Source organism: Natronomonas salsuginis, from assembly GCF_005239135.1.
Taxonomy (GTDB): domain Archaea; phylum Halobacteriota; class Halobacteria; order Halobacteriales; family Haloarculaceae; genus Natronomonas; species Natronomonas salsuginis.
This window is the reverse complement of the sequence record NZ_QKNX01000004.1, coordinates 183,077-206,545: the sequence shown is the minus strand read 5'-3', so window position 1 is coordinate 206,545 and position 23,469 is coordinate 183,077. Positions and strand designations below refer to the sequence as shown.

Here is a 23,469-nt window from a genome sequence, read left to right as displayed (position 1 = left end):
GTTACCACTTTAGCGTTGCCGCGTCGGTCACGTCGACGTCGTCGAAGTTTCGATGTAGTACGAGGATGATCCCGATCCCGATGGCGACCTCCGCGGCGGCGAGGGCCATCGTGAAGAGGACGAACACCTGTCCGGTGACGTTCCCCCAGTAGAACGCGAAGACGACGAGGTTGATGTTCGCGGCGTTCAACAGCAACTCGACGCTGATCAGAAACATCAGGGCGTTCCGTCTGGTGAGAATGCCGAACAGACCGGCACAGAAGACGGCCGCCGAGAGGACCAGATAGTATTCGGCGGGGACCGTTTCGAGCGCCATCAGGAGTCGTCCTCCCGCCTCGCCAGCATGACCGCCCCGTCGAGGGCGGCGTCCAAAAGAATCGCGATCGTGATGAACGCGACGAGGAACCCTTCGCTATCGATGTCCGCACCGGGCAGGTTGAACATCGCGTAGCCGATCGATCGGGTGACCGACCCCTCGGGGAACGCCCCGGCGGTGCCGAAGCCGGCGGTGAGAAACACCGCCGAGAGGAACGCGAAGAGCGCGACAGCGATGACGCCGATGACCATCTCGCCGCGGTGCAGTCGCGGTCGCGTCGTCATCGCGTGACCCCCGTATCGGCGTCGGGGTCCGCGTCCGCGTCGGAAACCGGGTCCCGACGGACGAGCATAACGGCGAACGTGATGAGGACCAACACGCCACCGACGTAAACGAGAACCTGCATCACCGCGAGGAACTCGGCGCGTAACATTACGTAGTGGACCGCGACGGAGAGCAGCGCGACGCCCAAAAGCAGCGCCGAGTGCCACACGTCGCGGACCAACACGACCCCAACGCTCGCCCCGACCGTCAGCAGGGCGAACAGAAGAAACGCCAGCGTCTCGATCGATACTACAGCCATTACGTATGCCTGCATCCGGACACCTTTTGAAGATTTCCGTTCGGAGGCCGGAATTCGAGCCGAAACGAGTCTCCTCAGCCGTCGTCGGTTCGAACCGTGGTTGAGCGGGGCACTCCGGGAGCGCCGCGTCGGTGGTAGAGGCCGAGAGCCAACGCACCCACTCCAAGCACAAAAAGGGCGAAGTTGAGCAGTCCGCCGAGGATCGGAATGGCGGAGAGGACAGCGCTCAAAAACAATCCGAGAAGTAATCCGATCCAATTGTGAGCGGCCCGCTCGTAACTGGCGATCGAGAGAAGCCACATCCCGAGCGCGAATCGCCCGTAGACGATGCCGATCCAGGCGACGAAGCCAAAGGCGAGGAGGCCGACGAGCGCGATCGGGATGCCGATGATCGTGATCAAAAGCGCCACCAGCAACAGTGGGACGAGGATGAGCAGGCCGAAGCCGGCGAGACCGGTCTTTACTGGGCCGGTTCGGACGCGATCGGCGACGCCCTCCGAGAATCGCGGGAATAGCGCGAGCAGGACGATGCCGAGGAGGAGGTTGGCGACGAACGCGTAGACCGAGACGACCGACGAGATTGTCGATTGGAACCCGTCGGCGGTCGTCGGGCCGAGAGACGAATCGCGAACGATATCGCCAGCGACGGCGTCTCGATTACCTTCGAGCCGCCCGTCGTAAGTGAGCGATCCGGCGATCGACGCGCGCTCGCCGAGCTGGATCGTCTCCGCGCCGATCCGTGCGTCGCCACCGATGGACCCGTCGATCCGTACCTCGCCGGCACCCACGTCGAAGGACCCACCGACCGTCGCCCCCTCCTCGAGAGAGACGCTCCCGGCTCCCGCGGAGACGCCGCCGCCGACGCCGCCCGAAATCCGCATATTCCCGGTCGCGACGCTGACGTCACCGTCGACGGTGCCGGTAATGAGGACGTTGCCCGCCGCGCCGCTCACGTCTCCGGTCACGGTCCCGTGAACGACGATGGCACCGCCGACGGCCGAGACTTCCGAGACGGTTTCGCCCTCCTCGACGACGATCGTCCCGCCGATCCCGCGCTGTGCGGCGGCGGGGGCCGAGTACAGACTGAGTAACACGAGCACCGTGAGGAGGGCGATCGCGCCCCGTCGGAACAGTTCGTACATCATCTCCCCCGTTCGATCGTAAGAGAGCGACTCTGCCACGGATCGGCGAACACGGTCAGTCCCTGGAGGAACGCGACGGATCGTGACGTGAACATGCGATGAGTGAGGCCGCCGGAGCGCAAAGACCACCTAGATGGTTCTCGATGGGAGAGAACGTCGGACGAGCACAGACGACGGACGCTTCAGCGGACGGGAGCGAGGGCGTGGCGCAACCGCCACGAATCGGTCTCCGGATCGAGTCGGTGGGGTTCCGTCCCGCGCTCGGCGAGGATCCCGGCGTGAAACAGCATGGTCTTGAGCTGAAACACGGTCGGCGAGTGGAACACGTTCCCGTCGGTGAGCGCCTCCGTCCGGAGCTCCCCCTCGGTATCGAGGACGTGACTGCGAACCCGATCCGTCCCGCGAACGAACAGTTCGACGGTGAACGCGGGGCGCTGCACGTGGAGCCACTCCACGAGATCAACGAGCGAGGGGTCCGCGATGCCGTCGTCATGCATCGTCTGTAGCTCCTCGACGAGGAGTTCGGTCGCCGGATACGCGTACACGACGCGACGGGTCACGGTCCCCCACTGCGGTGCGATCTCGCAGAACCGCTTTCGTGAGCGCTTCCACGACCGAAACGCGTCGAGCGCCGCGTCGGCTGACCCGTAGCGATCCAGCGCGAACCGGACGATCTCCCGTCCCAAAGGCGTGAGTTCGACGCCGTCGGGCTTCCTGGAGACGAGACCGAGAAAGGCGGCCCCGTTTCGAGCCCCGTCTGTCTCCCCGACGACGTATTCTGTCAGGGCGGCGTCGGTGTCGTCGGCGTGATACAGCGCCAGCGGATACGCGATATAGTTCTTCGGGTGATTGAGACTGAACGACGCGTCCGCGACGCCCTGTGCGGTCGCCTGAAACCGGATCGAGTCCGCATCGTCGGGAGATCGAATCGCGCTCGTACCGTTCGCGGCTCGGGTACCGACCACGCGAGGCACCTCCAGCGGCGTGACCTGGCCGTCGGTGTCGACGCCGAGCACCCCGACGTTGAGTTCGCGCGCCATCGTTCGGGCCATCGACGAGACGGCCGCCGCCGGCGCGGCGACGTACGCGGCGTTCGCCTCGCCGAGGCGGTCGTACGCCTGAATGACCCCCCGTTCGACGTCGACGCCACCCGTCTCGGTGTACCCCTTCGCCTCGACAGCGACGAGCGGCGGCGTGGAGCCGAGTCGCTCGACGGCGAGCAGGTCCGATTCGAGCACCCGAACGCCGACCAGATCCGGATACCCCGTTCCCAACCGGACGTGGTTGAACGGGGCGAGTCGTTCGCGAACCGAGTCCGGGATCGGTCGTCCTGCGAGCCACTCGTCGGTCGCGAACTGCGTGTCGGACACGGCGTACACCCCTGGTTCGTCGGGGTCCGGAAAGAGCCGTCGCTTGGCGTGGGCGAGGACCTGCGGTTCCGAAAGCGCCGCCGTGCTCATGGCCGTAGTGCACCCGTCGCCGACAAGAAGGTTTGGACCGATGTTCCACGGCGGCGTTCCAAAAAGAGCGGTGGACGCCGCATTGGAACGTGCTAAACGGCAGGATCGGGAACTCAAGCGCCTGAGAAACGGTTATCTCACGCAATCGCGAGAATCACATATGGTAACAGCTCTGCTCCCGCTGTTCGAGGGGCTCACAGCGACCCAAGCGACGGTCGCCGTGCTCGTTATTTCGGTGGTCGCCGCTGTGGGGATGGAGTTCGTCGTCCTCCGATTCGCCCGCCGGTTCGTCTCGAGGACGGAGACGGAGTACGACGACATCGTATTCTCCTCGCTCAGAGCGCCGCTCGTCGTCACCGCCGCGCTCGTGGGCGTCTACGTGCTCACGCAGATACCGGCCGTTCGGTCGTCGGTCCTCCTCGACCCCCAGGCGCTCGACGATCTGTTCGGACGACCCTCGCTTTCGATCATCGTCATCGTGTGGGCGTACGCCGCCAACACCGTGGTCAATCGAGTCGTCGCAGCCGTCAACGAGGAGGGCGCCCGATTCGACTTCGCTCCTGTGTTCTCGAACGTCTGGACACTCGCGGTTCTGGTCGGCAGCGTCGGCACGCTCCTGTGGCTGTGGGGGATCCAGATCACGCCGCTGCTCGGCGCTGCGGGCGTCGCCGGGATCGCCGTCGGGTTCGCGGCAAAGGACACTGTCGCGAACTTCTTCGGCGGCATCGCCCTGTACTTCGACGACACCTACAAGATCGGCGATTACATCGTCCTCGACGACGGGACCGCGGGGACGGTCGTCAAAGTCGGCGTCAGATCGACCACGCTTCTCACCCGCGACGAGGTGCTGGTCACGGTCCCGAACGCCACGCTGAACGCCGCGAAGGTGACGAACGAGTCCGCACCGCAGCGACGGCGACGCGTTCGAATCCCGATCGGCGTCGCCTACGGGACCGACATCGACGCGTTCGAGGAACTCGCCGTCGACGTCGCGCTGTCGGAACCGATGGTTCTCGACTCCCCGAAACCCCGAGGCCGGTTCCGATCCTTCGGAGACTCGGCGCTCCAGTACGAACTGCTCTGTTGGGTCAACGGGCCGACCCGACGACGGCGCGTCCAACACGAACTCAACCGCGCGCTGTACAACGCGTTGAACGCCGCCGAGATAGAGATTCCGTATCCCAAGCGCGACGTGGCGGTCACGCGGGCGACGGTGTCGACGGCCGCGATCGGCGACGACAACGCGCCGGAGGTGTTTGATTCGGATCGCGCCGCGGACGATGGCGCGAACACAGATCGATCGAAAGCAGGCGATGCGGCGTGATCGTTCCTCCAGTTCGTCTCCGTGTGAGCCGCGGACCCCGAACCGAACCATCGCCTCAACCGTGGAGAACGCGTCGAACGCGTCCGAGACAGGCAGAAGGTTTTTTCCGAAGGTGACCCACCGGTCACCCATGGCCGAGCCCTCCGCGTCCGATTCGGCGTCGTCCACCTACGACATCTCGACGATCGAGCTCGACGACGACCGATACGAGGTCAAGCAGTCGGCGATCCGAAACAAGTACGTCGTCCGCGACAGCGCCGGCGACGTCGTCCTGCGCGGGAAGCAGAAGCTGTTCAAAATGAAAGAGGAGTTCCCGTTCGTGACCGGCGACGACGAGGACGCGTTCACCGTGAAGGCGGGCGGCATCATGGACGTGGCGGGCAACTACGCGATCACGGACGCGGGAACCCGCGAGGAGGTCGTCGTCCTAGATGAGGAGTTCTCGCTGTTCGTCGAAAATTGGACGATACGGGACCCCGACACGGGCGAGGCGCTCGCGACCATCCGGTCGAAGAACAAGCTTCTCTCGGCGCTCAGACACCTCGTCTCCGTCGCGAACCTCGTTCCGAACAAGTACGAGATCGCCGACGCCCACGGTGGTCACGTCGGCGACATCGAGGGACAGTTCTCGCTGCGGGACACCTACACGGTCAGTATCGACGACGCCAGCGACGTTCCGAAAGAGGCAGTCATCGCCGCCGCGTGCGTCCTCGATGCCCTCGAAAACGAGTAGTCCCCGCTGCTGGACCAGTTTCACATTTCGATCCGAAACGGAAACCCTGAGGAGTACCGATACCGTGCCGGCCACTTACCGGAGCGCGGCCGGGGGAGGCTCTGTGACGGGGGAGAAACGACCGCGTGAATTCACAGAAAGTCCTGCAGAACCGGACGACGATGACGAACTCACAAGAATGTCAGGGACGCGAACGCGGTCGTCAGACTGTGTCTGACGGGCAGCAAACGTGGAGCGTTTGCGACGGCGTGGAACATCCTTTTTCGCGGGCTCGAAGGTGTAGGAGTGGGACACTCCGGACGAACGTCCTCAGAACCGAATGGTTCTGATGGGCGAACGAGAGCTTCGCTCTCGTGAACGCCTGTGGAGACTGCGCTCCCTACGGACACCGATTCGGTGTCTGCAAAGCGCGTCGTGGAAGCAGGAAGCCCTCCCCTCAAGGAGCGAACGGCGTCAGCCGTGAGCGAGTAGGGGAGGGTAGTTCACCAAATCGAATTCGCCCCTTTCGTGACCACAACGCGAGATCTGTTGTGTTTGGCCACAAAAGGAAATCCAAATTTCGGAAATATGGATTTCTAAAATCGAGAGTTCCATATAGACAGGGACGTTAGCGGGTGTATGGAGCGATTCGTCGATCGGGACGTCGAACTCGATCAACTCACGGACTGCTACGACTCCGGGACGGCGGAGTTCATCGTGGTCTACGGACGCCGTCGCCTCGGCAAGAGCGAGCTCGTCCGTCAGTCCATCGACGACCGGGATGACGCCGTCTACTACCAGGCGGTCGAATCGACCGCACCGAATCAGCTCGAACAGTTCGTCGACACCGCCACCGCGCGGTTCCCCGCGCTTCGGAACGTCCGCCGCGACTGGGAGGCCCTCCTCGAAGCGCTCGGCGAGGAAGACGCGATCGTCGTCATCGACGAGTTCCCGTTCCTCATCGAGGAGGACGATTCGATCCCATCCCGAGTTCAGCGCGTCTGGGACACGAAGCTACGGGAGACGGGAATGACGCTCGTGCTCGTCGGCTCCTCGATCAGCGTTATGGAGGACAAGGTGCTCTCCGGAAGCGCGCCGCTGTACGGTCGCCGGACGGCGACGATCGACCTCAAACCGCTCGACGTGGCCGACGCGCGTCAGTTCTTCCCGGAGTACGACCCCGAGACTGCCATCACCGTGTGGTCGATCTACGGCGGCACGCCGCACTACCTCCAGACCATCGACCGCGATCAGCCGTTAGGAACGAACGTCCAGCAGGCGATCCTGTCAGAGCGGGGGCTCCTGTACTCCGAACCGGAGTTCCTGTTGCGTACCGAACTCCGGCAACCGAACACGTACTTCAGCATCCTTCGCGCGCTCGCTCACGGCCGTCGCACCCCGAACGAGATCGCAGGCATGGCAGGCGTGGATTCGGGATCGCTCAGCACGTACCTCCAGAAACTCCGCCGACTCCGCCTCGTCGAGCGCCACATCCCCGTCACAGAATCGCCGACGTCTTCAAAACGCGGCCGGTATCGCATCGCAGCTCCGTTGTTCCGGTTTTGGTTCCGGTTCGTGTACGGAAATCAAGACCAACTTCGCATAGTCGGCAACGACTCGTATGACAAACTCGTTGCACCTGACCTAGCGGATTACGTGAGTCCGTTGTTCGAACGCCTCTGCCAGCGAGCACTCCCCGACCTCGTAGACCGACAGTTCCGCGATGTCGGGCAGTGGTGGTTCAAAGAACACGAGTTGGATGTCCTTGGACTCACAAACGAGGGACTCGTCGCTGGCGAGTGTAAATTCACGTCCCAACCCGTAAGCGAAGGTGTTCTCGCCGATCTTGAACGAACAACATCTGAAGTACGATGGCCAGAAGGACCCGCAGACGAGGAGACGCTGTACGTCTTATTCAGCCGCTCCGGGTACACCGACGATGTCACAAACGTCGCCGGGACGCGTGATGATGTCCAACTCTTCGAGCTGACTGATCTGATTAGTCGTAGTGGTAGCTCGTGAAATGGGTGATTACGAACATCAGGATCGAGAATATAGATATAATCTGACATTTCACAGGTGCTTGCCGGCGATATATCGCTACTCGCCAGACAACGGTACATTCGACCGACCAATTGAGTGTGTTTGCCCCCGTACATTGGTGGATAGACCTCTGACTCACGGTTGGAAACCACCAGAAGGCGAAGAGAAAGGAGTGCTCCGTCAGGGATTTGAACCCTGGTCCTTGCCGTGAGAGGCCGGTCGCGTCCGAGACGACACGATTTCGATCACCAATTCGATGACCCTCTATACGCGGTCTACGCCTGCTACAGCGAGAGTATTTTGCGCAGAGGTATATAAAACACCGAGCCGATTGCCCGGTTGGCAAATCCGGTTCGAAGGACCGATCGGGAAAATACAGAGTTGGTACACCTAGGCAACCAAGGCCAGACGTTCAAGTATAGGGGCAACGTAGAGTAAGTATGAGTCAAGTGGCGGGACGGATCGTGCGCGAACTCCACGACGAGCCCCACCTCGAAGGTCGACGGATCACCGTTCGGTTCATCAAAGAGCAAATCGAGGACCGTGAACTCACTCCCAGAACGGTTGCCGATCGTCACGATCTCGACGTAGCCGATGTCTACCGGGCGCTTACCTACTATCATGACCATCCCGAGGAGATGCGCGCTGTCGAACGGAAGCGCGAGGCCGCGATCGAGGAACACGAACACCTGACGACCGATCCAAACGACGTACGTGGCTGATGGGGTATCGGATTCTCGCCGACGAAAACGTTGAACGAGCGACGACCAACTATCTCCGGAAGCTCGACCACGATGTCGAATGGATCGGTGATATTGAGGCACTCGGACTCGGCTCCGATGACAACTCGATCGCTGCGTATGCACGAGCACGTAACCGCCTCATACTCACGCAAGATGACGATTTCTTCACGCAGATCAACCTCGACGATACCGTAGGCGTGCTCTTTCAGAAGGATCAGACGCTTTCGGCCCGAGAGGTCGGAGACATCGTTCACGAACTCTCCCAGTACGTCGAGCAGTCCGACGTGACACTCGAATACGTGAGCCGAAACTGGCTGTAAATTTTACATCTCCCCCTCTCAGTAGCGTGAGATCTCCCCCGCTCACTCCTGGGTATAGGGGGCGTCTTCGAGGGCTCTGTCGGGAAGCGAAACCTCGAATTCGTCCGCCGGGATGGCCGGATCGAGATCCTTCAGCAGGTAGACGATCTTCTCGATCGCTTGCGTGATCGCAATTCCTTCGACCGCGGGCACACCGAGTGCGTCCGCTGCGCCGCGGCGACTCGTGTTCCCGCGAAGGTACTCGATGGTCTGGGCGATCGCGGAGCTGAGTTTCGCCTTGCCGTGCCGTTCGACGAAGAGCTCGATGTCGTCGTCGGACTCGATCGCGCCGTACACCGCAATCAGTACCGGGCCGATGGGCTCTGCACCGTTCCACGTCCCCGCGACTGGCTTCGCTTCCCAGAGGTGGGCTCGCTCGCGTGTCTCGTCCAGTTGCTCCGCCGCGCCGAGTTGTTGGAGAATCTTCGCGTAGTTGTGGGCTGCGCTACTGGAGAGCTCCACGCGCTCCACGCTTTCTCCGATCGTGGTCAGTGAGTTGAGAAGCATATCCGTATAGAAGACGGCCAGCTCTGGCCGGTGGAGCAACTCGTGGATGGTGAAGAACGCCTCTCGCTCCTCTTCGGCTTCAGATGACGTATCGGGGGGAGCGTGTGCCACAACAATCCACAGTACGTGGATTGAGGATTAAAATCTGGCGGTCGGGTATCTGAACACGTTCCAAAACTTCATCGGAATACGGACAGTAGAATTTTGCGCTTAATTTCATCAATCTGGTTGGCGTGATGACTCAATTGACTTGGAATCGACATGGCCTGGGCGTTGAGTCGTTCATGGCTAGTTCGTACAGGCCAAAACCGCAAGAAGGAAGCCGAATTGGGATGCTCCGTCAGGGATTTGAACCCTGGTCCTTGCCGTGAGAGGGCAAGATGATTGGCCGGACTACACCAACGGAGCGCTGATTGCAACTGAGTATATCCGAGAGTGAGGTATAACGGTTGCGTTTCACCGCCGCATTGGGCCACGTTCGCATCGTGGAAACGCGCGTTATCGCTCCTCGTCGAACGGCGATCCGGCGGCGTCCGGTTCGTGGCCAGCCAGCGAGACGATGTTCTCGCGACCCACCCGAAGCTTCGAGATCACGCCGTCGTCTTCCATCTCCGAGAGCAACATCGAGACCTTCGACTTCGACCACTCCATGTTCCCTACGATGTCGACCTGTTTCATTCGGCCGCCGTGTGACTCCAGTAGGGCGACGACACGCTCCTCGTCGGAGCGCAGCTGTTCCTCCGGGAGGGCGGGCGATATCGCGTCCTCACCGTCCGTACCTGACGCGGCTGGTTCCAAAGCCGCACGGTCGGTCGGGGCGGGAGCCGACTCGACAGCGTTCGATGAATCGTCGGCAGTCGTCTCACCGTGATCGTCACTCGACCCCACACCGGGAAGGCCGACCGTCGAGAGCCCACCGGATCGATAGGCCACTGCGGCACCGAAACCGACCACCAACGCGATGGCAAGCGCGACGATCGGGAGGAACGAACCGGCATCGTGTGGGGGTACGGCGGGTGTTCGATCCGGCGCTTCGGTCGTCGCCGGCGTCGGCGTCGAGCCCCCACCGGCTCCACGGGGAGCGTACACGACCCGAGGCTGTCGATCGGTGAACTGTCGTTCGCCGAGCCAAGCGACGCTTTCGCTCTCCGTGAGCCGTTCGCGGGCCGTACTGTCTGGCTCGGGTGAGACCGATTCGAACCGGAGGTCGGGGCCGGGATCGAACCGGAGCTGCTGATCCGGCCCGACGTAGAGCCCACCGACGAACACGTCGCCGACGACGAGTCGGTCCCCATCGGCCGCCGCGAAGGCAGTCCAGACGAACGACATCTCGACCACGGCGAACTCGTCACCCGCCGGCGAGCGTTCCTCAATACGAGCGCTTCTGTCGAACGATTCCGCGGTCATCTCCCGGTTGGTCGTGTTGGAGCCCGAGGCCGCCAGCGAGGTCGCACGCGTTCGGAAGTTCCGGTAGCTGTCGGTTTCTTCGTTGTTGAATCGCTCGGCGAAGGCCTCGAAGTCCGTAGCCGCCTCGTCGTCGTCGAGACGCTGTTCGTACCGAAACGTCCACTCGGCGCTCGCGTTCTCGAAGACGGTGATGCGGAACAGCGTTCGGTCCGCGTCGAACGCCTCGGCTTCGATATCGCCGAACCCTGATTGGGCGGCGGACGCACGAGCGGTCGCTGCGGAACCACCGGGGATCGCGATGCCGACGAAAAGCGAACACAGCAGGAGTCCTGCCAGAACCGCCGCAGCTACTCGTCCGCGCAACGACTCCATTGGTACCCAAGTTCTCACCGCTCATCACATAAAAACCGGTGTCTTGCGTGGATCGTCCGTGGCACGAGTTTATACTGGATTACGCCCGACGAGAAACGTATGGCCACCGACGCACGCCCCGATAGCCGAACCGACGGAATCGAGCATCGTGATGAATCCCGCGACGAAGCCGCCGACGATGAGGCGAAGAAGTCAGGAGACGATGGCGGCTCGTCACTCCTGTTGCACGCCCTCGTCGGCGCGATCGTGACCGTCGTCACGACCCCGATCGTCCCGTTCGCACCGGTCCTCGGCGGGGCGATCTCCGGCTACCTCGACGCGGATCACGGCGAGTCGGGAGCGAAGGTCGGCGCGATCTCCGGTGCGATCGCGCTCGTCCCGCTGCTCGTCATCGTGCCGTTGCTACTGTTCGTCGTCTTTCTCGAACCGGTCTTCGCGATCGGCGTCCTCGCCATCGTCGCAGCCATCGCCGCGTTCCTGCTCGTCTACACGATCGGATGTGGGGCGCTCGGTGGGGTCGCGGGCGTCTACATCAAACGGGAGTACGTCGAGTAAGGCGCGGAACTCAGATGCGAGCCAGCAACTTGCTCAGCGCCGATACGTCACGAACGAGAGATCGCCGACGACCTCCCGGTCGCGCTCGACCCATTCAGAGCCGATCTCCGGGAAGTGCGTATCACCAACGGGCGACTCGGGGATCTCGGTCACGACGAGCTCGTCCGCTCGGTCGATCGTCGCCTCGTACACCGTCGCACCACCGATGACGTAGACGGTCTCCTGTCCCTCCTCGAGCGCCGCCTCGGCGGCTTCGAAGGCCTCGTCGAGATCCGCCGCGTGTATCGCGCCGTCCGGTAGTTCGAGCGATTCTCGGCGCGAGAGGACGACGTTCGTCCGACCGGGGAGGGGGCCGTCGAGTCGTCGCTCGATCGACTCGTACGTCGTCCGCCCCATCACGACTGGGTGGCCCATCGTCGTTCGTTTGAAGTGCCGAAGATCTTCGGGGTAGTGCCACGGCATCTCGCCGTCGGTACCGATGACGCCGTTGTCCGCGACCGCGGCGACGAGCGCGATCTTCATTCGGCGACCGCGAATGAGATACCGGGGGCCGGATCGTACCCCGAGAGTTGGATATCCCCGTATTCGAGTTCGTCGAGCGGCTTGTCCGCGATGTCGATCCGCGGACGGTCGCGCGGCGCTCGCGACAGCTGGGTCAACAGTCCCGGAACGTGGTCGTAACCGTCCTCGCCGTCGGCTTCCGGCGGCGCCGTCTCGTCGATCCACGCCCGAACGTCAGGGTACTCCTCGGGCTCGTCGACGGCTCGGAGACGGTCTTGCAGGTCGGGGAGCGCGTCGGCGTACCACGCGCCGCGCTCGCCCGCCCCGCAGTAAACGTGCGCGTCGACGATCGTATGGCCGAACGAGCCGACCTCGAACTCCGTCCGGTTCGCGACCGCGTGGGCCAGAAGCGAGTAGGCGGCGAGGTTGAACGGCACGCCCAGTGCGATGTCGCCGGAGCGTTGTGTGAGGTGGACGTTCAGGCGGTCGCCCTGCACGTTGAACACGTAGGTGTAGTGACACGGCGGCAGCGTCGAGGCGGCCGCGTTGGCCGGATGCCAGGCGTTGATCACCATTCGGCGGGAGTTGGGGTTGGTCTCGAGCGTGTCGAGGACGTGGCCGAGTTGATCGAACACCCGCCGCGTCCCGCCGTCCGGCGTCGCCTCCGTGTCGACCCGCGGATGATCGGCGTCGGGCCAGCTCTCGCCAGGGAGCCGACCGCCGCTCTCGGGGATCGGATACCGCCGCCAAAATCGACCGTACGCAGTGTCGAGGTGGCCCTCGTCGTCAGCCCAGGCGTCCCAGATCTTCGTCTCCTCGCGGAGCGTCCGGACGTGCTCCTCGCCGGAGAGATACCACAGCAGTTCGTGGATCAGCGAGTTCCACCGGTAGCCGTCCATCCGCTTCGTCGTCAGGAGCGGAAAGCCCTGGGTGAGATCCACCTCGTAGTGGTGGCTGAACGAGGCGACCGTGTCGACGCCGGTCCGGTTCGGTTTGTACGTTCCGTCGGCGAGCGCCCCGGAGACGAGGTCGTGATACTGGCGCATTCGATGGCTACTCTTGAGACGCGGACGGTATGTTCGTTTCGGGAGCAACCTCAGCGACCGCTCAGGACTGGAGAGGCGAACGAAAGGGGCCACGGTGTCGGTCTCGAAACCGGTTTTATCTCGCATTGGCCCGTAAACTCAGGTATGGCATACAAGACCGCGAGTGCTGACGAGATCGACAGCGTCGTTCCGGCGGAGTACGGCGGCATGTGGTTCTTCAGAGAGCCGCTCGGCTGTGAGCATCTCGGGATGACGCTTCTCGAACTCGAACCGGGCAGCAAGGGCAAACCCCACGATCACGCTGAGGACGGCCAAGAGGAAGTGTATCTCGTCGTGGACGGGGAACTAACCGTTTTGATCGGCGACGAGGACGATCCCGAGTCGGAGCTGTCGCTTTCGAGCGGCGAGGCGATCCGCGTCGACGGCGAGACGTGGCGGCAGCTCTCGAACGAGGGCGACGAACCGGTCAGCGTCGCGATCGCCGGCGCGTCATGAGTGGCGTGGAGCGGCGGGGGTGAGCCGCGTGCGATGCTGTACCGTTTAAGACCGCGGGGGTCGTCGACCCCAGTATGTATCTCGGTGACGCGACGTGGCCCGAAGCCGGTGTCGAACTCGCGGAGACCTCGACGGCGCTCGTTCCGATCGGCTCGACCGAACAGCACGGCCCGCACCTCCCGCTGTCGACCGACCACGTCATCGCGGAGGGGCTCGCCCGCGCGGCCGCCGATCCCGCCGGCGTCGTCTGCACGCCGACCGTCAACGTCGGTGTCAGCCCCCACCACCGACAGTTTCACGGGACGCTCTCGGTCGACGCGCCGGTCTTTCGCGACTACATCGAATCGCTGTCGAGAAGTCTCGTCTATCAGGGCGTCGACCGCATCGTCTACGTCAACGCCCACGGCGGCAACGTCCAGCATCTGCGGGAGGTCGGCCGCCGACTCCACGACGACGGGACCGCGTACGCGATCGAGTGGATGTGGGACGAGTCGATCCCCGACCTCGTCGGCTCGCTGTTCGAACAGAACGGCCCCCACGCCGGCCCGAAGGAGACGTCGATGGTCTGGCACCTCGCAGATCTCGTTCGGGCGGACCAACTCGAAGCCGCACGCGAGGACGGCTGTCCGGACATCACCGCGATCGAAACGACGCGAAACGGCGCTCGAATCTTCTACGACGCGATCGAAAACACGCACAACGGTGGCTTCGGCGATCCGACGGACGCCTCCGCAGAAAAGGGTGAGCGGCTCTTCGAGGCGGCGACAGAACAGCTCGTCGCGTTGGCCGAGTGGCTCGACGCCCAGCCGTGGGAGACGCTGGGACCGAAACCACACGTTCGGGAGCGAAAGCGATCGGGGCGCTCACGATCGAACCGAAAGCGGTAGCGCAAAGTGGCCGGCGGTTCCAGACGGCGTATGAGCGACGAGACGGAATCCGGGAGTACGGAAGGCGAGACGAATGAAGATCGACCGTACGAGACGGATCGATCGACAGCACCCCAAAGCGCCTACACCGGACGCGATGTGGGCATCGGCGCGCTTGTCGCGATCGTCGGACTCGCGGTGACGTTCGGCGTCCCGCTCGCAGTTTCTTTTTGACGTCCTCCCCGTCACACGGCGATCAGCGCCGCCCACATCGCGCTTGCGGCGACGATCGGAATCGTGAGGTTGTCGTCGATAACGTACCCGCGTACGATCGGCTTGATACCATCGGCGAGCATCGCGCCGAGCGCACCCGCGACGGCGGCGGCAAGGGGCACGAACGGATAGGCGATGAGAAAACAGGCGATGAACATGCCGACGAGAACGCGGGGGCGAGCGATTGTACGAAGCCCGCCGCTCGAAAGCATCCCGCTTATCGGATCGCCGAGACACAACATGAGGAGCGCCGGGACCGCGACGGTCGGCTCGAAGGCGAGGACGGTGATCGTCGCTCCCACGACGTACAGAGCGTAGCCGGCAACCGAATCCTGCTCGTACTCTCGCGTGAGCCGATCGTAGACCGCGTGTTCGAGCCCACCGCGCAGTCGGGCGGTTTCGAGAACGGTGGTCACGGCGAGTCCGGCCACAGCGATCGTCTGGACGACCCTCCAGGTGACGACGCCGGTTTCGAGGACGTATCTGTCGAGGAGGTACGCGCCGGGGACGATCGCTCCGGACGCGTGGACGAACCGACGGCCGATCTCGAACGCCATGTCCGACGGCTACTGGGCGGTGCGTAATATCCGTTCGCAATTGTGTACCGAGCCGCGTTCGAAGCGAGCGGGAGCGAACGATCTCGGGGTGGCGGAGCGCGGGATCGACCACGGATATATCAACGGGTGGGTACAATTGAGCGGCGATGGCCGGATCGGATGCGGAGCTGGAACTCGGCGAGGACGCCGCCTGGGTCGCAGCGGCGCTCATCCTCGTCGCGTCGCTCAGCGGCGCGGTCGTGCTTGCCGAGTGGCCGCTTTGGGGCGTTCCCACGGACGATCCCGGCGAGCCACAGTTCGTCGAGCCGGCTGACGGGGGAACGAAGTTGTGGCCGTACACGTCGCGCGCCAGAAGTTTCGAGGGGCGAACGCTCGGGATCAACATGGTGTTTTACGGTGAGACGACGGAGATACACACTGCGCTGACGGAGCGCTCCGCGCTCGAGTGGGAGGACGAACCGATAGCGGAGGGTGAAGCAGACAGCGAGACTGTGTCGGCCGAGCGGCTCGAAGTCGACCCGGAAGCCGAGGAGATCGGCGACGTGATCTCGTGGAGTCCGGCCGAAGGATCGAGGCGGTACACGTACGTCGAGGTCGACGGCGAGGGGGAGTGGATGGATCGATCCTACGAACTCCACTCCGGGACGTATCTGGGCCAGCGGATGCACATCCGGGCGTACGAGGACCCGGTTGGCGAGTGGACGGCCGTACAGATCCACGAAGAGCACTGGGATTGGTTCCGTCTCAGACACACAGTCACGGGGATCAGCGACCCCCAGCGGGACCTCGAGGAGGAGTTCATGGGCGAACCGTACGTCGAGAGCGTCGTTCGGATGCCGTTCGAAAACGAGAGCGCCGACAGCGACGGGTGGGTGACCGGCATCCATCTCGCCGGGCTCGCGCTGCCAGTCGTGCTCACGGGACTGATCGGCCGGTCCCGACGAGGCGTCCGCGAGACGAGTCGATTCCTGCGACGGCGGCGACGCGAGATCGCACTCGGGGCGGGGCTGTTCGGCGTGTACACGGTCGTTCGATGGCTCGGTATCGCGGGCGAACTCGTCTTCTCCGGGCTCTCCCCGAAAGTCGTGGCGGCACCGCTGTATCTCCTCTTGATCGTCGGGACACCGGCGATCGCGTACTCGCTCGGACGAGGGAGCGACGGCGTGTGGGCGTTCACCTTCGCGGGGTTGGGTCTCGGCGCGGCGATCGTCGGGGACTACGCGGCGATGGGCACGTCCGTACTCCCGTTGCGGGTGGTTCTTCACCGCATCGCCGTCCTCTTGGCGATCGGGCTGATCGCCCTGGGTGGGGCGAAAGCCGTCGAGAGCGACGAGATCCCCGCGCCGCTCACTGTCGGTGCCGGCGCGTGGGCACTCACGATCCTCGCATCGCTGTTCGGCTACGTGTGAGGAGCGAATCCGGAGCGGCGGCGACGAAACCAAGCGATCGACATCACCGCTGACGACGGGGAAGTTTATAACGATCGACGTATGATCATACGGGAACATGGCTCCTGCGCACCCAGCGAGCCGCCGCGCATTTCTCGCGGGCGCGACGGGAGCGCTCGCCGCCGCGAGCGGCTGCGTTGGGGAGATCAGGAATCTCGCCGGGAGACAGCGGACCAGCCAGCTGTCGCTCACGATCAAGACCCCGCCAGCGGGAGAGGATCCGTACGCGGTCCGAATCGCGAATCATCTGGCCACTAACCTCTCCGAATCGGGGATCGCCACGATGGTCGATCCGATAAGCTCGGACGTACTGCTTCGTGACATCCTCGTCAACCACGACTTCGACCTCTACGTTGCCAGGTATCCGAGCCAGAGTGCCCCCGACGAACTCCACTCGATGCTTCACTCGTCGTACGGTGAGGAGGCCGGGTGGCAGAACCCCTTCGGCTTCAGCGATATCGAGGTTGACGAGCTGCTTGAGCAGCAACGAATGACCGACGGTGACGACAGGATCGACACGGTACACGAGTTACAGCGACAGATCGTACAGCTCCAGCCGTTTACCACCATCGCGTTCCCGGATCGAATCGGGGCCATGAGAACCGACCGATTCGGCGGATGGCCCTCCGGTGGACTCTCCGCACCGACGAATTACCTCGAGCTAGAACGCGTGGGCGAGACGACGACACTCCGACCGCTGCTCCGAAACGAACGGATCACCCGAAACCGCAATCCGCTTGCAGTCGAATACCGCGACCAGGGCGACCTCACCGGCCTGCTGTACGAACCGCTCGTCAGGACGATCGATGATGGAGCTGACCCGGTTCCGTGGCTCGCACGACGTATCGAGTGGGACGGAGCGGAACCGACGGCCGCGACCGTAGCGCTTCGGCGGACCCCGTGGCACGACGGGGAGCCGGTCACCGCGGACGACGTGGCGTTCACGTACGAGTTTCTAAACGATACCTCGCTTGGGACGTTCGACAGCCCCGTCCCGACGCCGTGGCGACGCGGCCAAGCCTCGCTCGTAGACTCCGTGAACGTGCACTCCGACGGGCAGTTCCGCATCGACTTTGCGACGCCGAACCGAGAGCTCGCCTACCGAGCCCTGAGCGCTCCGATACTCCCGGAGCACATCTGGCGAGATCGAGCCGAATCGACGGAGGTCGCCGGAATCGACATCGCGGGACAGACCACGGAAGCGCTCGTGAACTCGAACAGGGCCGCGATCGGGAGCGGGCCGGTCCGGTTCGACGAGGCCGTGACCGACGAGTCGCTCTCGTTCACCTCGTTCAAGGATCACTTCCTGCGGACGGACGACGTCGACGGGATTCCGGCGCGGTTCGTCGGTGGCGGCTCGTTCGACCGGATCGAGTTTACCGTCACGCCCTCGCACGACGCGGCCGTAGAGTTGCTCGTGAACGACGAAGCGGACGCGTCCGCCGACGGACTACAGGCCTCGGTTGTTCCCCGAATCGCCCGGTCGGAGGGCGTCTCGCTCACGATCCGACAGGCGGACCCGTACTATCACGTCGGGTTCAACTGCCGGCGAGCGCCGATGACGGACCCCCGGTTTCGACGGATCACCGCACAGCACATCGATCGGGCGTTCGTGGTGGCCGAGTCGATCGAGGGGTACGGACTGCCGTCGGAAGCCCCGCTGAAAGGAGAGTGGACACCGCAGGATCTCACGTGGAGCGGCGAAGCGACCCTCCCGTTCCTCGGTGAGGACGGCCAAGTGGACGTCGAAGCGACGCGGGCAGCGTTCCGCGAAGCCGGCTATCAGTACGAAGAGGGACAGCTCGTCAGGCGTGGGGAGGACTGATGTTGGGGCTCGTCGTCGGACAGTTGGTCCTCGTCGTCCTCTCGCTGCTCGCGATCACCAGCGCGGTGGTCGTCGGCCGCGAGCGACTCGTCCAGACTCGCCGATCGTTCCGCGATCGGTTCGCCGCGATCGCGCCGTACGTCGGCCTCCTCGCGATCGTGCTGGTCGCGAACAAGATCGCCCGCGACATCGGCCCCGATCTGTCGTGGATCATCGGCTTTCGGATCACCGGGCGGCTCCATCAAGCGGACGGGTTGCTCCTGTGGCCGCTGTATCCGAACGACACGCCGCAGGTGGTCGTCTGGATACAGTCGATGGCGACACCCGAGCTGACCGCGTACTTCGCGTTCATCTACGTGTACGGCTACGTCTTCCTCTTGATCTTCCCGCTCGTGGCGTACTTCGCGCTGTCGCGGCCCGAACCGCTCCGACGGACGATGGTCGCCTACGGCGCGAACTACCTCATCGGCGTGTTCTGCTACATCCTGTTCATCGCTTACGGGCCGCGAAACCTGATCGCGGATCAGGCCGAGGGGCTGCTCTACAGCCAGTACGCCCAGTATCAGTTCGTGACGGACGCGGTCAACGACGAGACGAACGTGTTCCCGTCACTGCACACGTCGATGGCCGTCACCGCCGCGCTGTTGGCGTGGACGACGCGGGACGAGTATCCGCTCTGGGTACCGATCTCCGCCGCGCTCGCCGTCAGCGTCGTCATCTCGACGATGTACCTCGGGATCCACTGGGCGACGGACGTGATATTCGGTATCCTGCTGGCGTGGGTAAGCGTGAAGATCGGAACCCGATTCGAGGAGACGCCGCCGACCATCGGGCGATTCAGGCACCTTCTCAGATACGCGAGAAGCGCTATTCCAGGCCGCTCGTGAGCGCGTCGCGGAGTGCCTCGATTTCGGCGGCCGTGTAGGAGAGCGTCTCGTCGCCGACGGTACAGTCGAGTCGACCGGTCTGTGTCGACTCGCCGATTCGTTCGACGGTGGCCACGTCCCCCGCCAGTTCGCGGACCGCGTCGGGGTCGGTCGTCTCGACGACGACGCGTCCGGACGCCTCGGAAAAGAGCGCCTCGAGCGGTGACGCTCCGGGCAGTTCGACCGCCGCACCGGCCGTCCCGATCATCTCCGCGAGCGTGACCGCCAGACCGCCGTGGCTCACGTCGTGAACCGACAGCGTTCGCTCGTCGTTGGCGATGGCGGCGATGGCGGCGACGAGATCGGCGGCGCGTTCGGGGACGGCCGGGAACCGATCCGTCCCGCCGAACTGCGCGAGCAGTTCCGAACCGCCGAGCGACGACGCCTGACCGCCGACGAGCAACAGGTCGCCGCCGCCGTCGAGGTCGATCCCGGGGGCGTCGTAGCCGGCCTTCGTGCCGGCCATCGCGAGCGTCGGGGTCGGGGGAATCGGTCCCGCGACCGAGTCGTTGTACAGCGAGACGTTCCCGCCGACGACGGGGACGCCAAGCTCAGAACACATGTCGGCCAGTCCGTCGACGATCGCCCGGAACCCGCCGTACACGTCGGATTTTTCGGGATTCCCGCCGTTGAGACAGTCGACCGCAGCGAGCGGCGTCGCCCCCGTCGTCGCGAGGTTGATCGCGTTCTCCAGCGCGACCGCCCGAGCGCCCTCGTAGGGGGCGGTGGCAGTCCAGTTCGGATCGGCACCCGAAGCGAACGCGAGGCCGACGCCGACCTCTCGAATCGCCAACAGCGCGGCGTCGTCGCCGGGCTTGACCGCGGTCCGCGTTCCGACCTCGTGGTCGTACTGCCGGTAAACCCACTCCTTGGAAGCGGTGTTGGGCGAGCTGACGACTGCCTCGAAGCCGTCGGTGAGATCGGGCGACGGTAGGTCGCGATCCTGCGCGAGGGGTTCCGTGTGGTCGAGGTCGTTCATCGGTGCGCCGTCGGCGAGGTACTCGGCGTCGCAGTCGACGACCGTGTCACGACCTCGCGGCTCACCGCCGCTCGGTTCGTCCGAGACGTCCTGCGTCTCGCTTCCCCCGAAGGTGCAGACGTAGTTCCCCTCGGTCACCTCGCCGATGACCGAGCAGCCGAGGTCGTACTTCTCGGCGATCGCCTCGACGTCCTCGACGTCCTCGGGACGGACCTCGTAGCACATCCGCTCTTGGGATTCGGCGAGCAGGATCTCGGTCGCGTTCATGTTCGGCTCGCGCTGGTGGACCCGGTCCAGTTCGATGTGCGCGCCGAGGCCGCCCTTCGCGACGAGTTCGGAGGACGCGCCGCCGAGTCCGGCCGCGCCGAGATCACGGGCCGATCGGACGAGATCGGCGTCAATCAACTCCTCGTTGGCCTCGATGAGTCGTTTTTCGGCGTAGGGGTCGCCAACCTGCACCGCGGGCCGGTCCTCGGTTTCGGCGTCCTCGGCCAGATCCTCGCTGGCGAAGGAGGCCCCACCGAGTCCGTCGCGTCCGGTGGCGTTCCCGACGAGGACGAGTTCATTGCCCGGCGTCTGCGCCTCCGCGGTCACCAGTCGCTCCTCGTTTGTCAGGCCGATGCAGGCGACGTTGACGAGTGGGTTCCCCTCGTAACCGTCGTGAAAGGCGACGCTGCCGGTCACCGTCGGCACGCCGATGCAGTTTCCGTAGTGAGAGATCCCCTCGACGACGCCGTCGAGGAGATACTTCGAGTGTTCGTGGTCGAACGCGCCGAAATAGAGGCTATCGGCGAGCGCGATCGGATACGCGCCCATCGAGAGGGTGTCGCGGACGATGCCGCCGACGCCCGTCGCCGCACCGTCGAAGGGATCGACGTAGGAGGGGTGGTTGTGGCTCTCGATCCCCATCGTGACGTAGGTGTCGCTGTTCTCACCGGTTTCGGGATCGGGAAGCGCGACGACGGCGGCGTCGTCGCCGGGGCCGATCACGACCCGGTCGCTCTCGCTCTCGAACGCCGAGAGCAGCGGCCGCGAGGAACGATACGCGCAGTGTTCACTCCAGAGATTCTCGAACAGCGCGACCTCGGCGGGCGTCGGATCACGCCCCAACGCTTCGACGACGAGTTCGCGGTCCGACGGCGGGAGACTCATGCAGTTGTATGCACCCTTTTCCCGGATAAATCGCTTTTGATGTGCACGTTTGTGTATCGCTCCGCGGCCGTCGGTCCGTCCAACCGAGGGGCTTTTTAAGCACGGTGGCGAACGATCTGCCGTGCTGTCGGTCGAGCTTCACTCACACTCGGATCTGTCCTACGACGGGCGCGATCCCGTCGAACTGCTGTTAGAACAAGCTGAGGCCGTCGGACTCGACGCCCTGGCGATCACCGATCACGACGAGATCGACGCCTCGCTCGAGGCGGCCGCGATGGCCGACGAGTACGGCCTCGTCGGCATCCCCGGGATGGAAGTGTCCAGCGCCGCCGGCCACGTGCTGGCGCTGGGCGTCGAGACGCTCATTCCGGCGGGGTTGAGCTACGACGAGACGCTCGGCCGAATCAGATCGCAGGACGGAATCGCGGTCGTGCCGCACCCGTTCCAATCCTCGCGTCACGGCGTCGCCGCGCACATCTCGCTCGACCAGCTGGCCGACGCCGACGCGATCGAGGTGTACAACTCGCGACTCTTTACCGGCCGGGCGAACCGACAGGCCGAGCGGTTCGCCGAGGAGCGTGGCATCCCGATGACCGCCGGCAGCGACGCCCACATCGCCGAGATGGTCGGGCAGGCGGTCACGGAGGTCGACGCGTACCACGGGAGCGTCGACAGCATCCTCGACGCCATCGTCGAGGGGCGAACGACCGTCGTCGGGAAGCGAACGCCGTGGTTCATCAGCGTTCAGCAGTTCGGCGGCGGCGTCAAACGCCGCCTCGCGTCGGCGCTGCCATGGTGACGGACGGCGCGTCCACCGAGGCGGTTCGGACGGCGATGGAGCGCGGCGACGCGCTCTCGGGGATCGACGGATTCGCGGGCGAAGTCGACGGCCGACTCGTCCGAGACGTGCTGGGTCGATATCCGCTGTTTTCGGAGGCCGACGATCCGACGGCGTGGAGCTTCGATCCGCGGGATCTCGCCGACCCGGATCCGGTTCCGGCGGGACACGCCCGCGACGTGAGGGGCGACGAGGCGCTGTGGACCCTCCCCGACCCTGCGCCGTGCGACGACGGTGACCGGGCGATCGACACCGTCCGAGACGCGGTCGTCGCGTCGGTCGACGCCGCGGACGGCGACCCGGCGATCGCCTTCTCCGGCGGCATCGACTCCTCGATTCTCGCGGCGCGGCTCGACGGCTCGCTGTACGTCGGCGGCTTCGAGGGGAGCCACGACGTCGACGCCGCGCGATCAGCGGCGGCCGCACTCGGCCGCGACGTTCGCGTCGTTGAGTTCACCCACGCCGACATCGAACGCGGCATCCCCGCGTTGGTCGAGGCGACCGGCCGAACCAACCCGATGGACCTCCAGATCGCGCTCCCGCTGTATCTCGTCGCCGAGGCCGCGGTCGCCGACGGCCACGACCGCCTGGCGCTCGGGCAGGGCGCGGACGAGCTGTTCGGCGGCTACGCGAAGATCGCCAACGCACCGGGCGACCACCGCGTGGCCGCCGAAACCGTTCGGGGAGCGGCCCATGAGACGATCGACTCGCTCCCGAGACAGCTCGAACGGGACGTGTTGGCGCTCCGAGCCGCCGGCGTCGAGCCCGTCGTCCCCCTGCTCTCCGATCGAGTGATCGACGCCGCGCTACGATTGCCGGGTGAGTTACTGGCGACCGGTGACGAGCGGAAGATCGCCCTCCGTCGCGCGTGCGATTTCTTGCCGGAAGAGATCCGCCATCGCGATAAAAAGGCCGTCCAGTACGGGAGCCTCCTCGCGCGGGAGTTCGACCGGCTCGCGAGACAGGCCGGGTTCAAGCGCCGGATGGACAACCACCTCGAGCGGTACGTCGAATCGGTCGTCTCGGACGATGGATGAACG

25 protein-coding genes, 1 tRNA gene and 1 pseudogene are annotated in these 23,469 nt (G+C 64.5%); 15 read left to right on the top strand and 12 right to left on the bottom strand.

Annotation, left to right across the window (positions count from 1 at the left end):
* Position 1: 1 nt before the first annotated feature.
* The 5 genes from nuoK to DM868_RS11400 all read right to left on the bottom strand — a co-directional run bounded on the left by nuoK (position 2) and on the right by DM868_RS11400 (position 3,501).
* Positions 2-316 carry an NADH-quinone oxidoreductase subunit NuoK gene (nuoK, locus tag DM868_RS11420; RefSeq protein WP_137277001.1) on the bottom strand — a complete coding sequence of 105 codons (315 nt, stop codon included), beginning with the start codon at positions 314-316 and terminating at the stop codon, positions 2-4.
* Positions 316-600 carry a proton-conducting membrane transporter gene (locus tag DM868_RS11415; RefSeq protein ID WP_137277000.1) on the bottom strand — a complete coding sequence of 95 codons (285 nt, stop codon included), beginning with the start codon at positions 598-600 and terminating at the stop codon, positions 316-318. The genes nuoK and DM868_RS11415 overlap by 1 nt, the downstream gene beginning before the upstream one ends.
* A complete protein-coding gene (locus tag DM868_RS11410) occupies positions 597-899 on the bottom strand; it encodes an NADH-quinone oxidoreductase subunit J (protein WP_137276999.1) in 303 nt (100 codons plus the stop codon). Before DM868_RS11410 ends, DM868_RS11415 begins: the two co-directional genes overlap by 4 nt.
* Positions 900-973: 74 nt before the next feature.
* Positions 974-2,080 (bottom strand): hypothetical protein, encoded by a 1,107-nt coding sequence (locus DM868_RS11405; protein ID WP_222845530.1) that lies wholly within the window; start codon positions 2,078-2,080, stop codon positions 974-976.
* 143 nt (positions 2,081-2,223) lie between these two features.
* Positions 2,224-3,501 (bottom strand): hypothetical protein, encoded by a 1,278-nt coding sequence (locus tag DM868_RS11400; RefSeq protein ID WP_137276998.1) that lies wholly within the window; start codon positions 3,499-3,501, stop codon positions 2,224-2,226.
* Positions 3,502-3,661: 160 nt separating this feature from the next.
* Here DM868_RS11400 and DM868_RS11395 point away from each other — a divergent pair, with 160 nt between their 5' ends.
* From DM868_RS11395 to DM868_RS11370, 6 genes and pseudogenes are all read left to right on the top strand, one after another.
* Positions 3,662-4,825 (top strand): mechanosensitive ion channel family protein, encoded by a 1,164-nt coding sequence (locus DM868_RS11395; RefSeq protein ID WP_137276997.1) that lies wholly within the window; start codon positions 3,662-3,664, stop codon positions 4,823-4,825.
* A gap of 130 nt (positions 4,826-4,955) precedes the next feature.
* A complete protein-coding gene (locus tag DM868_RS11390) occupies positions 4,956-5,558 on the top strand; it encodes an LURP-one-related/scramblase family protein (RefSeq protein ID WP_137276996.1) in 603 nt (200 codons plus the stop codon).
* Between the two features lie 246 nt (positions 5,559-5,804).
* Positions 5,805-6,029 (top strand): annotated as a pseudogene (locus DM868_RS11385) (RNA-guided endonuclease TnpB family protein); the annotation flags it as partial.
* A gap of 147 nt (positions 6,030-6,176) precedes the next feature.
* A complete protein-coding gene (locus DM868_RS11380) occupies positions 6,177-7,559 on the top strand; it encodes an ATP-binding protein (protein WP_137276995.1) in 1,383 nt (460 codons plus the stop codon).
* Between the two features lie 461 nt (positions 7,560-8,020).
* Positions 8,021-8,302, top strand: a complete 282-nt coding sequence (locus tag DM868_RS11375) for a DUF433 domain-containing protein (RefSeq protein ID WP_137276994.1) — start codon at positions 8,021-8,023, stop codon at positions 8,300-8,302.
* Positions 8,302-8,643, top strand: coding sequence for a DUF5615 family PIN-like protein (locus tag DM868_RS11370; protein WP_137276993.1), 342 nt, complete (start codon positions 8,302-8,304; stop codon positions 8,641-8,643). The genes DM868_RS11375 and DM868_RS11370 overlap by 1 nt, the downstream gene beginning before the upstream one ends.
* A gap of 42 nt (positions 8,644-8,685) precedes the next feature.
* Here DM868_RS11370 and DM868_RS11365 read toward each other — a convergent pair whose 3' ends face one another.
* The 3 genes from DM868_RS11365 to DM868_RS11355 all read right to left on the bottom strand — a co-directional run bounded on the left by DM868_RS11365 (position 8,686) and on the right by DM868_RS11355 (position 10,968).
* Positions 8,686-9,300 (bottom strand): DUF7437 domain-containing protein, encoded by a 615-nt coding sequence (locus DM868_RS11365; protein WP_246049074.1) that lies wholly within the window; start codon positions 9,298-9,300, stop codon positions 8,686-8,688.
* Between the two features lie 222 nt (positions 9,301-9,522).
* Positions 9,523-9,597, bottom strand: a tRNA-Glu gene (locus tag DM868_RS11360).
* Positions 9,598-9,687: 90 nt separating this feature from the next.
* On the bottom strand, positions 9,688-10,968 hold the full coding sequence (locus tag DM868_RS11355; RefSeq protein ID WP_246049072.1) for a helix-turn-helix transcriptional regulator: 1,281 nt from the start codon (positions 10,966-10,968) through the stop codon (positions 9,688-9,690).
* Between the two features lie 99 nt (positions 10,969-11,067).
* On the opposite strand from DM868_RS11355, the gene DM868_RS11350 reads away from it, so the two are divergent.
* Positions 11,068-11,523: a DUF5518 domain-containing protein gene (locus tag DM868_RS11350; RefSeq protein WP_170964491.1), complete on the top strand. Its 456-nt coding sequence runs from the start codon at positions 11,068-11,070 to the stop codon at positions 11,521-11,523.
* 33 nt (positions 11,524-11,556) lie between these two features.
* Here DM868_RS11350 and DM868_RS11345 read toward each other — a convergent pair whose 3' ends face one another.
* Positions 11,557-12,045 (bottom strand): dihydrofolate reductase, encoded by a 489-nt coding sequence (locus DM868_RS11345; protein WP_137276992.1) that lies wholly within the window; start codon positions 12,043-12,045, stop codon positions 11,557-11,559.
* Positions 12,042-13,070 (bottom strand): thymidylate synthase, encoded by a 1,029-nt coding sequence (thyA, locus tag DM868_RS11340; RefSeq protein ID WP_137276991.1) that lies wholly within the window; start codon positions 13,068-13,070, stop codon positions 12,042-12,044. Before thyA ends, DM868_RS11345 begins: the two co-directional genes overlap by 4 nt.
* 144 nt (positions 13,071-13,214) lie before the next feature.
* On the opposite strand from thyA, the gene DM868_RS11335 reads away from it, so the two are divergent.
* From DM868_RS11335 to DM868_RS11325, 3 genes are all read left to right on the top strand, one after another.
* Positions 13,215-13,565: a cupin domain-containing protein gene (locus DM868_RS11335; protein ID WP_137276990.1), complete on the top strand. Its 351-nt coding sequence runs from the start codon at positions 13,215-13,217 to the stop codon at positions 13,563-13,565.
* Between the two features lie 74 nt (positions 13,566-13,639).
* Positions 13,640-14,452, top strand: a complete 813-nt coding sequence (locus DM868_RS11330) for a creatininase family protein (RefSeq protein ID WP_137276989.1) — start codon at positions 13,640-13,642, stop codon at positions 14,450-14,452.
* Positions 14,453-14,482: 30 nt separating this feature from the next.
* Positions 14,483-14,665 (top strand): DUF7550 family protein, encoded by a 183-nt coding sequence (locus DM868_RS11325; protein WP_137276988.1) that lies wholly within the window; start codon positions 14,483-14,485, stop codon positions 14,663-14,665.
* Between the two features lie 11 nt (positions 14,666-14,676).
* Here the strand turns inward: DM868_RS11325 and DM868_RS11320 are convergent, their stop codons facing one another.
* Positions 14,677-15,261: a dolichol kinase gene (locus tag DM868_RS11320; protein WP_137276987.1), complete on the bottom strand. Its 585-nt coding sequence runs from the start codon at positions 15,259-15,261 to the stop codon at positions 14,677-14,679.
* Positions 15,262-15,407: 146 nt separating this feature from the next.
* Here DM868_RS11320 and DM868_RS11315 point away from each other — a divergent pair, with 146 nt between their 5' ends.
* The 3 genes from DM868_RS11315 to DM868_RS11305 all read left to right on the top strand — a co-directional run bounded on the left by DM868_RS11315 (position 15,408) and on the right by DM868_RS11305 (position 19,421).
* Positions 15,408-16,670, top strand: coding sequence for a hypothetical protein (locus DM868_RS11315; RefSeq protein ID WP_137276986.1), 1,263 nt, complete (start codon positions 15,408-15,410; stop codon positions 16,668-16,670).
* A 97-nt stretch (positions 16,671-16,767) separates the two neighbouring features.
* Positions 16,768-18,534, top strand: coding sequence for an ABC transporter substrate-binding protein (locus DM868_RS11310; RefSeq protein ID WP_137276985.1), 1,767 nt, complete (start codon positions 16,768-16,770; stop codon positions 18,532-18,534).
* Positions 18,534-19,421, top strand: coding sequence for a phosphatase PAP2 family protein (locus DM868_RS11305; protein ID WP_137276984.1), 888 nt, complete (start codon positions 18,534-18,536; stop codon positions 19,419-19,421). The genes DM868_RS11310 and DM868_RS11305 overlap by 1 nt, the downstream gene beginning before the upstream one ends.
* Here DM868_RS11305 and purL read toward each other — a convergent pair.
* Complete coding sequence (purL, locus tag DM868_RS11300; protein ID WP_281280707.1) at positions 19,402-21,618, bottom strand: phosphoribosylformylglycinamidine synthase subunit PurL; 2,217 nt, start codon at positions 21,616-21,618, stop codon at positions 19,402-19,404. The genes DM868_RS11305 and purL overlap by 20 nt on opposite strands.
* Before the next feature lie 94 nt (positions 21,619-21,712).
* Between purL and DM868_RS11295 the strand changes: the two genes are divergently transcribed.
* Positions 21,713-22,390 (top strand): PHP domain-containing protein, encoded by a 678-nt coding sequence (locus tag DM868_RS11295; RefSeq protein WP_137276982.1) that lies wholly within the window; start codon positions 21,713-21,715, stop codon positions 22,388-22,390.
* Positions 22,384-23,466, top strand: coding sequence for an asparagine synthase C-terminal domain-containing protein (locus DM868_RS11290; RefSeq protein WP_137276981.1), 1,083 nt, complete (start codon positions 22,384-22,386; stop codon positions 23,464-23,466). Before DM868_RS11295 ends, DM868_RS11290 begins: the two co-directional genes overlap by 7 nt.
* Positions 23,467-23,469: the final 3 nt, after the last annotated feature.

Coding starts and splice junctions, on each gene's coding strand:
- nuoK (WP_137277001.1), bottom strand. CDS start 316: ATGGCGCTCGAAACGGTCCCCGCCGAATACTATCTGGTCCTCTCGGCG.
- DM868_RS11415 (WP_137277000.1), bottom strand. CDS start 600: ATGACGACGCGACCGCGACTGCACCGCGGCGAGATGGTCATCGGCGTC.
- DM868_RS11410 (WP_137276999.1), bottom strand. CDS start 899: ATGGCTGTAGTATCGATCGAGACGCTGGCGTTTCTTCTGTTCGCCCTG.
- DM868_RS11400 (WP_137276998.1), bottom strand. CDS start 3,501: ATGAGCACGGCGGCGCTTTCGGAACCGCAGGTCCTCGCCCACGCCAAG.
- DM868_RS11395 (WP_137276997.1), top strand. CDS start 3,662: ATGGTAACAGCTCTGCTCCCGCTGTTCGAGGGGCTCACAGCGACCCAA.
- DM868_RS11390 (WP_137276996.1), top strand. CDS start 4,956: ATGGCCGAGCCCTCCGCGTCCGATTCGGCGTCGTCCACCTACGACATC.
- DM868_RS11380 (WP_137276995.1), top strand. CDS start 6,177: ATGGAGCGATTCGTCGATCGGGACGTCGAACTCGATCAACTCACGGAC.
- DM868_RS11375 (WP_137276994.1), top strand. CDS start 8,021: ATGAGTCAAGTGGCGGGACGGATCGTGCGCGAACTCCACGACGAGCCC.
- DM868_RS11370 (WP_137276993.1), top strand. CDS start 8,302: ATGGGGTATCGGATTCTCGCCGACGAAAACGTTGAACGAGCGACGACC.
- DM868_RS11355 (WP_246049072.1), bottom strand. CDS start 10,968: ATGGAGTCGTTGCGCGGACGAGTAGCTGCGGCGGTTCTGGCAGGACTC.
- DM868_RS11350 (WP_170964491.1), top strand. CDS start 11,068: ATGGCCACCGACGCACGCCCCGATAGCCGAACCGACGGAATCGAGCAT.
- DM868_RS11345 (WP_137276992.1), bottom strand. CDS start 12,045: ATGAAGATCGCGCTCGTCGCCGCGGTCGCGGACAACGGCGTCATCGGT.
- thyA (WP_137276991.1), bottom strand. CDS start 13,070: ATGCGCCAGTATCACGACCTCGTCTCCGGGGCGCTCGCCGACGGAACG.
- DM868_RS11335 (WP_137276990.1), top strand. CDS start 13,215: ATGGCATACAAGACCGCGAGTGCTGACGAGATCGACAGCGTCGTTCCG.
- DM868_RS11330 (WP_137276989.1), top strand. CDS start 13,640: ATGTATCTCGGTGACGCGACGTGGCCCGAAGCCGGTGTCGAACTCGCG.
- DM868_RS11325 (WP_137276988.1), top strand. CDS start 14,483: ATGAGCGACGAGACGGAATCCGGGAGTACGGAAGGCGAGACGAATGAA.
- DM868_RS11320 (WP_137276987.1), bottom strand. CDS start 15,261: ATGGCGTTCGAGATCGGCCGTCGGTTCGTCCACGCGTCCGGAGCGATC.
- DM868_RS11315 (WP_137276986.1), top strand. CDS start 15,408: ATGGCCGGATCGGATGCGGAGCTGGAACTCGGCGAGGACGCCGCCTGG.
- DM868_RS11310 (WP_137276985.1), top strand. CDS start 16,768: ATGGCTCCTGCGCACCCAGCGAGCCGCCGCGCATTTCTCGCGGGCGCG.
- DM868_RS11305 (WP_137276984.1), top strand. CDS start 18,534: ATGTTGGGGCTCGTCGTCGGACAGTTGGTCCTCGTCGTCCTCTCGCTG.
- DM868_RS11290 (WP_137276981.1), top strand. CDS start 22,384: ATGGTGACGGACGGCGCGTCCACCGAGGCGGTTCGGACGGCGATGGAG.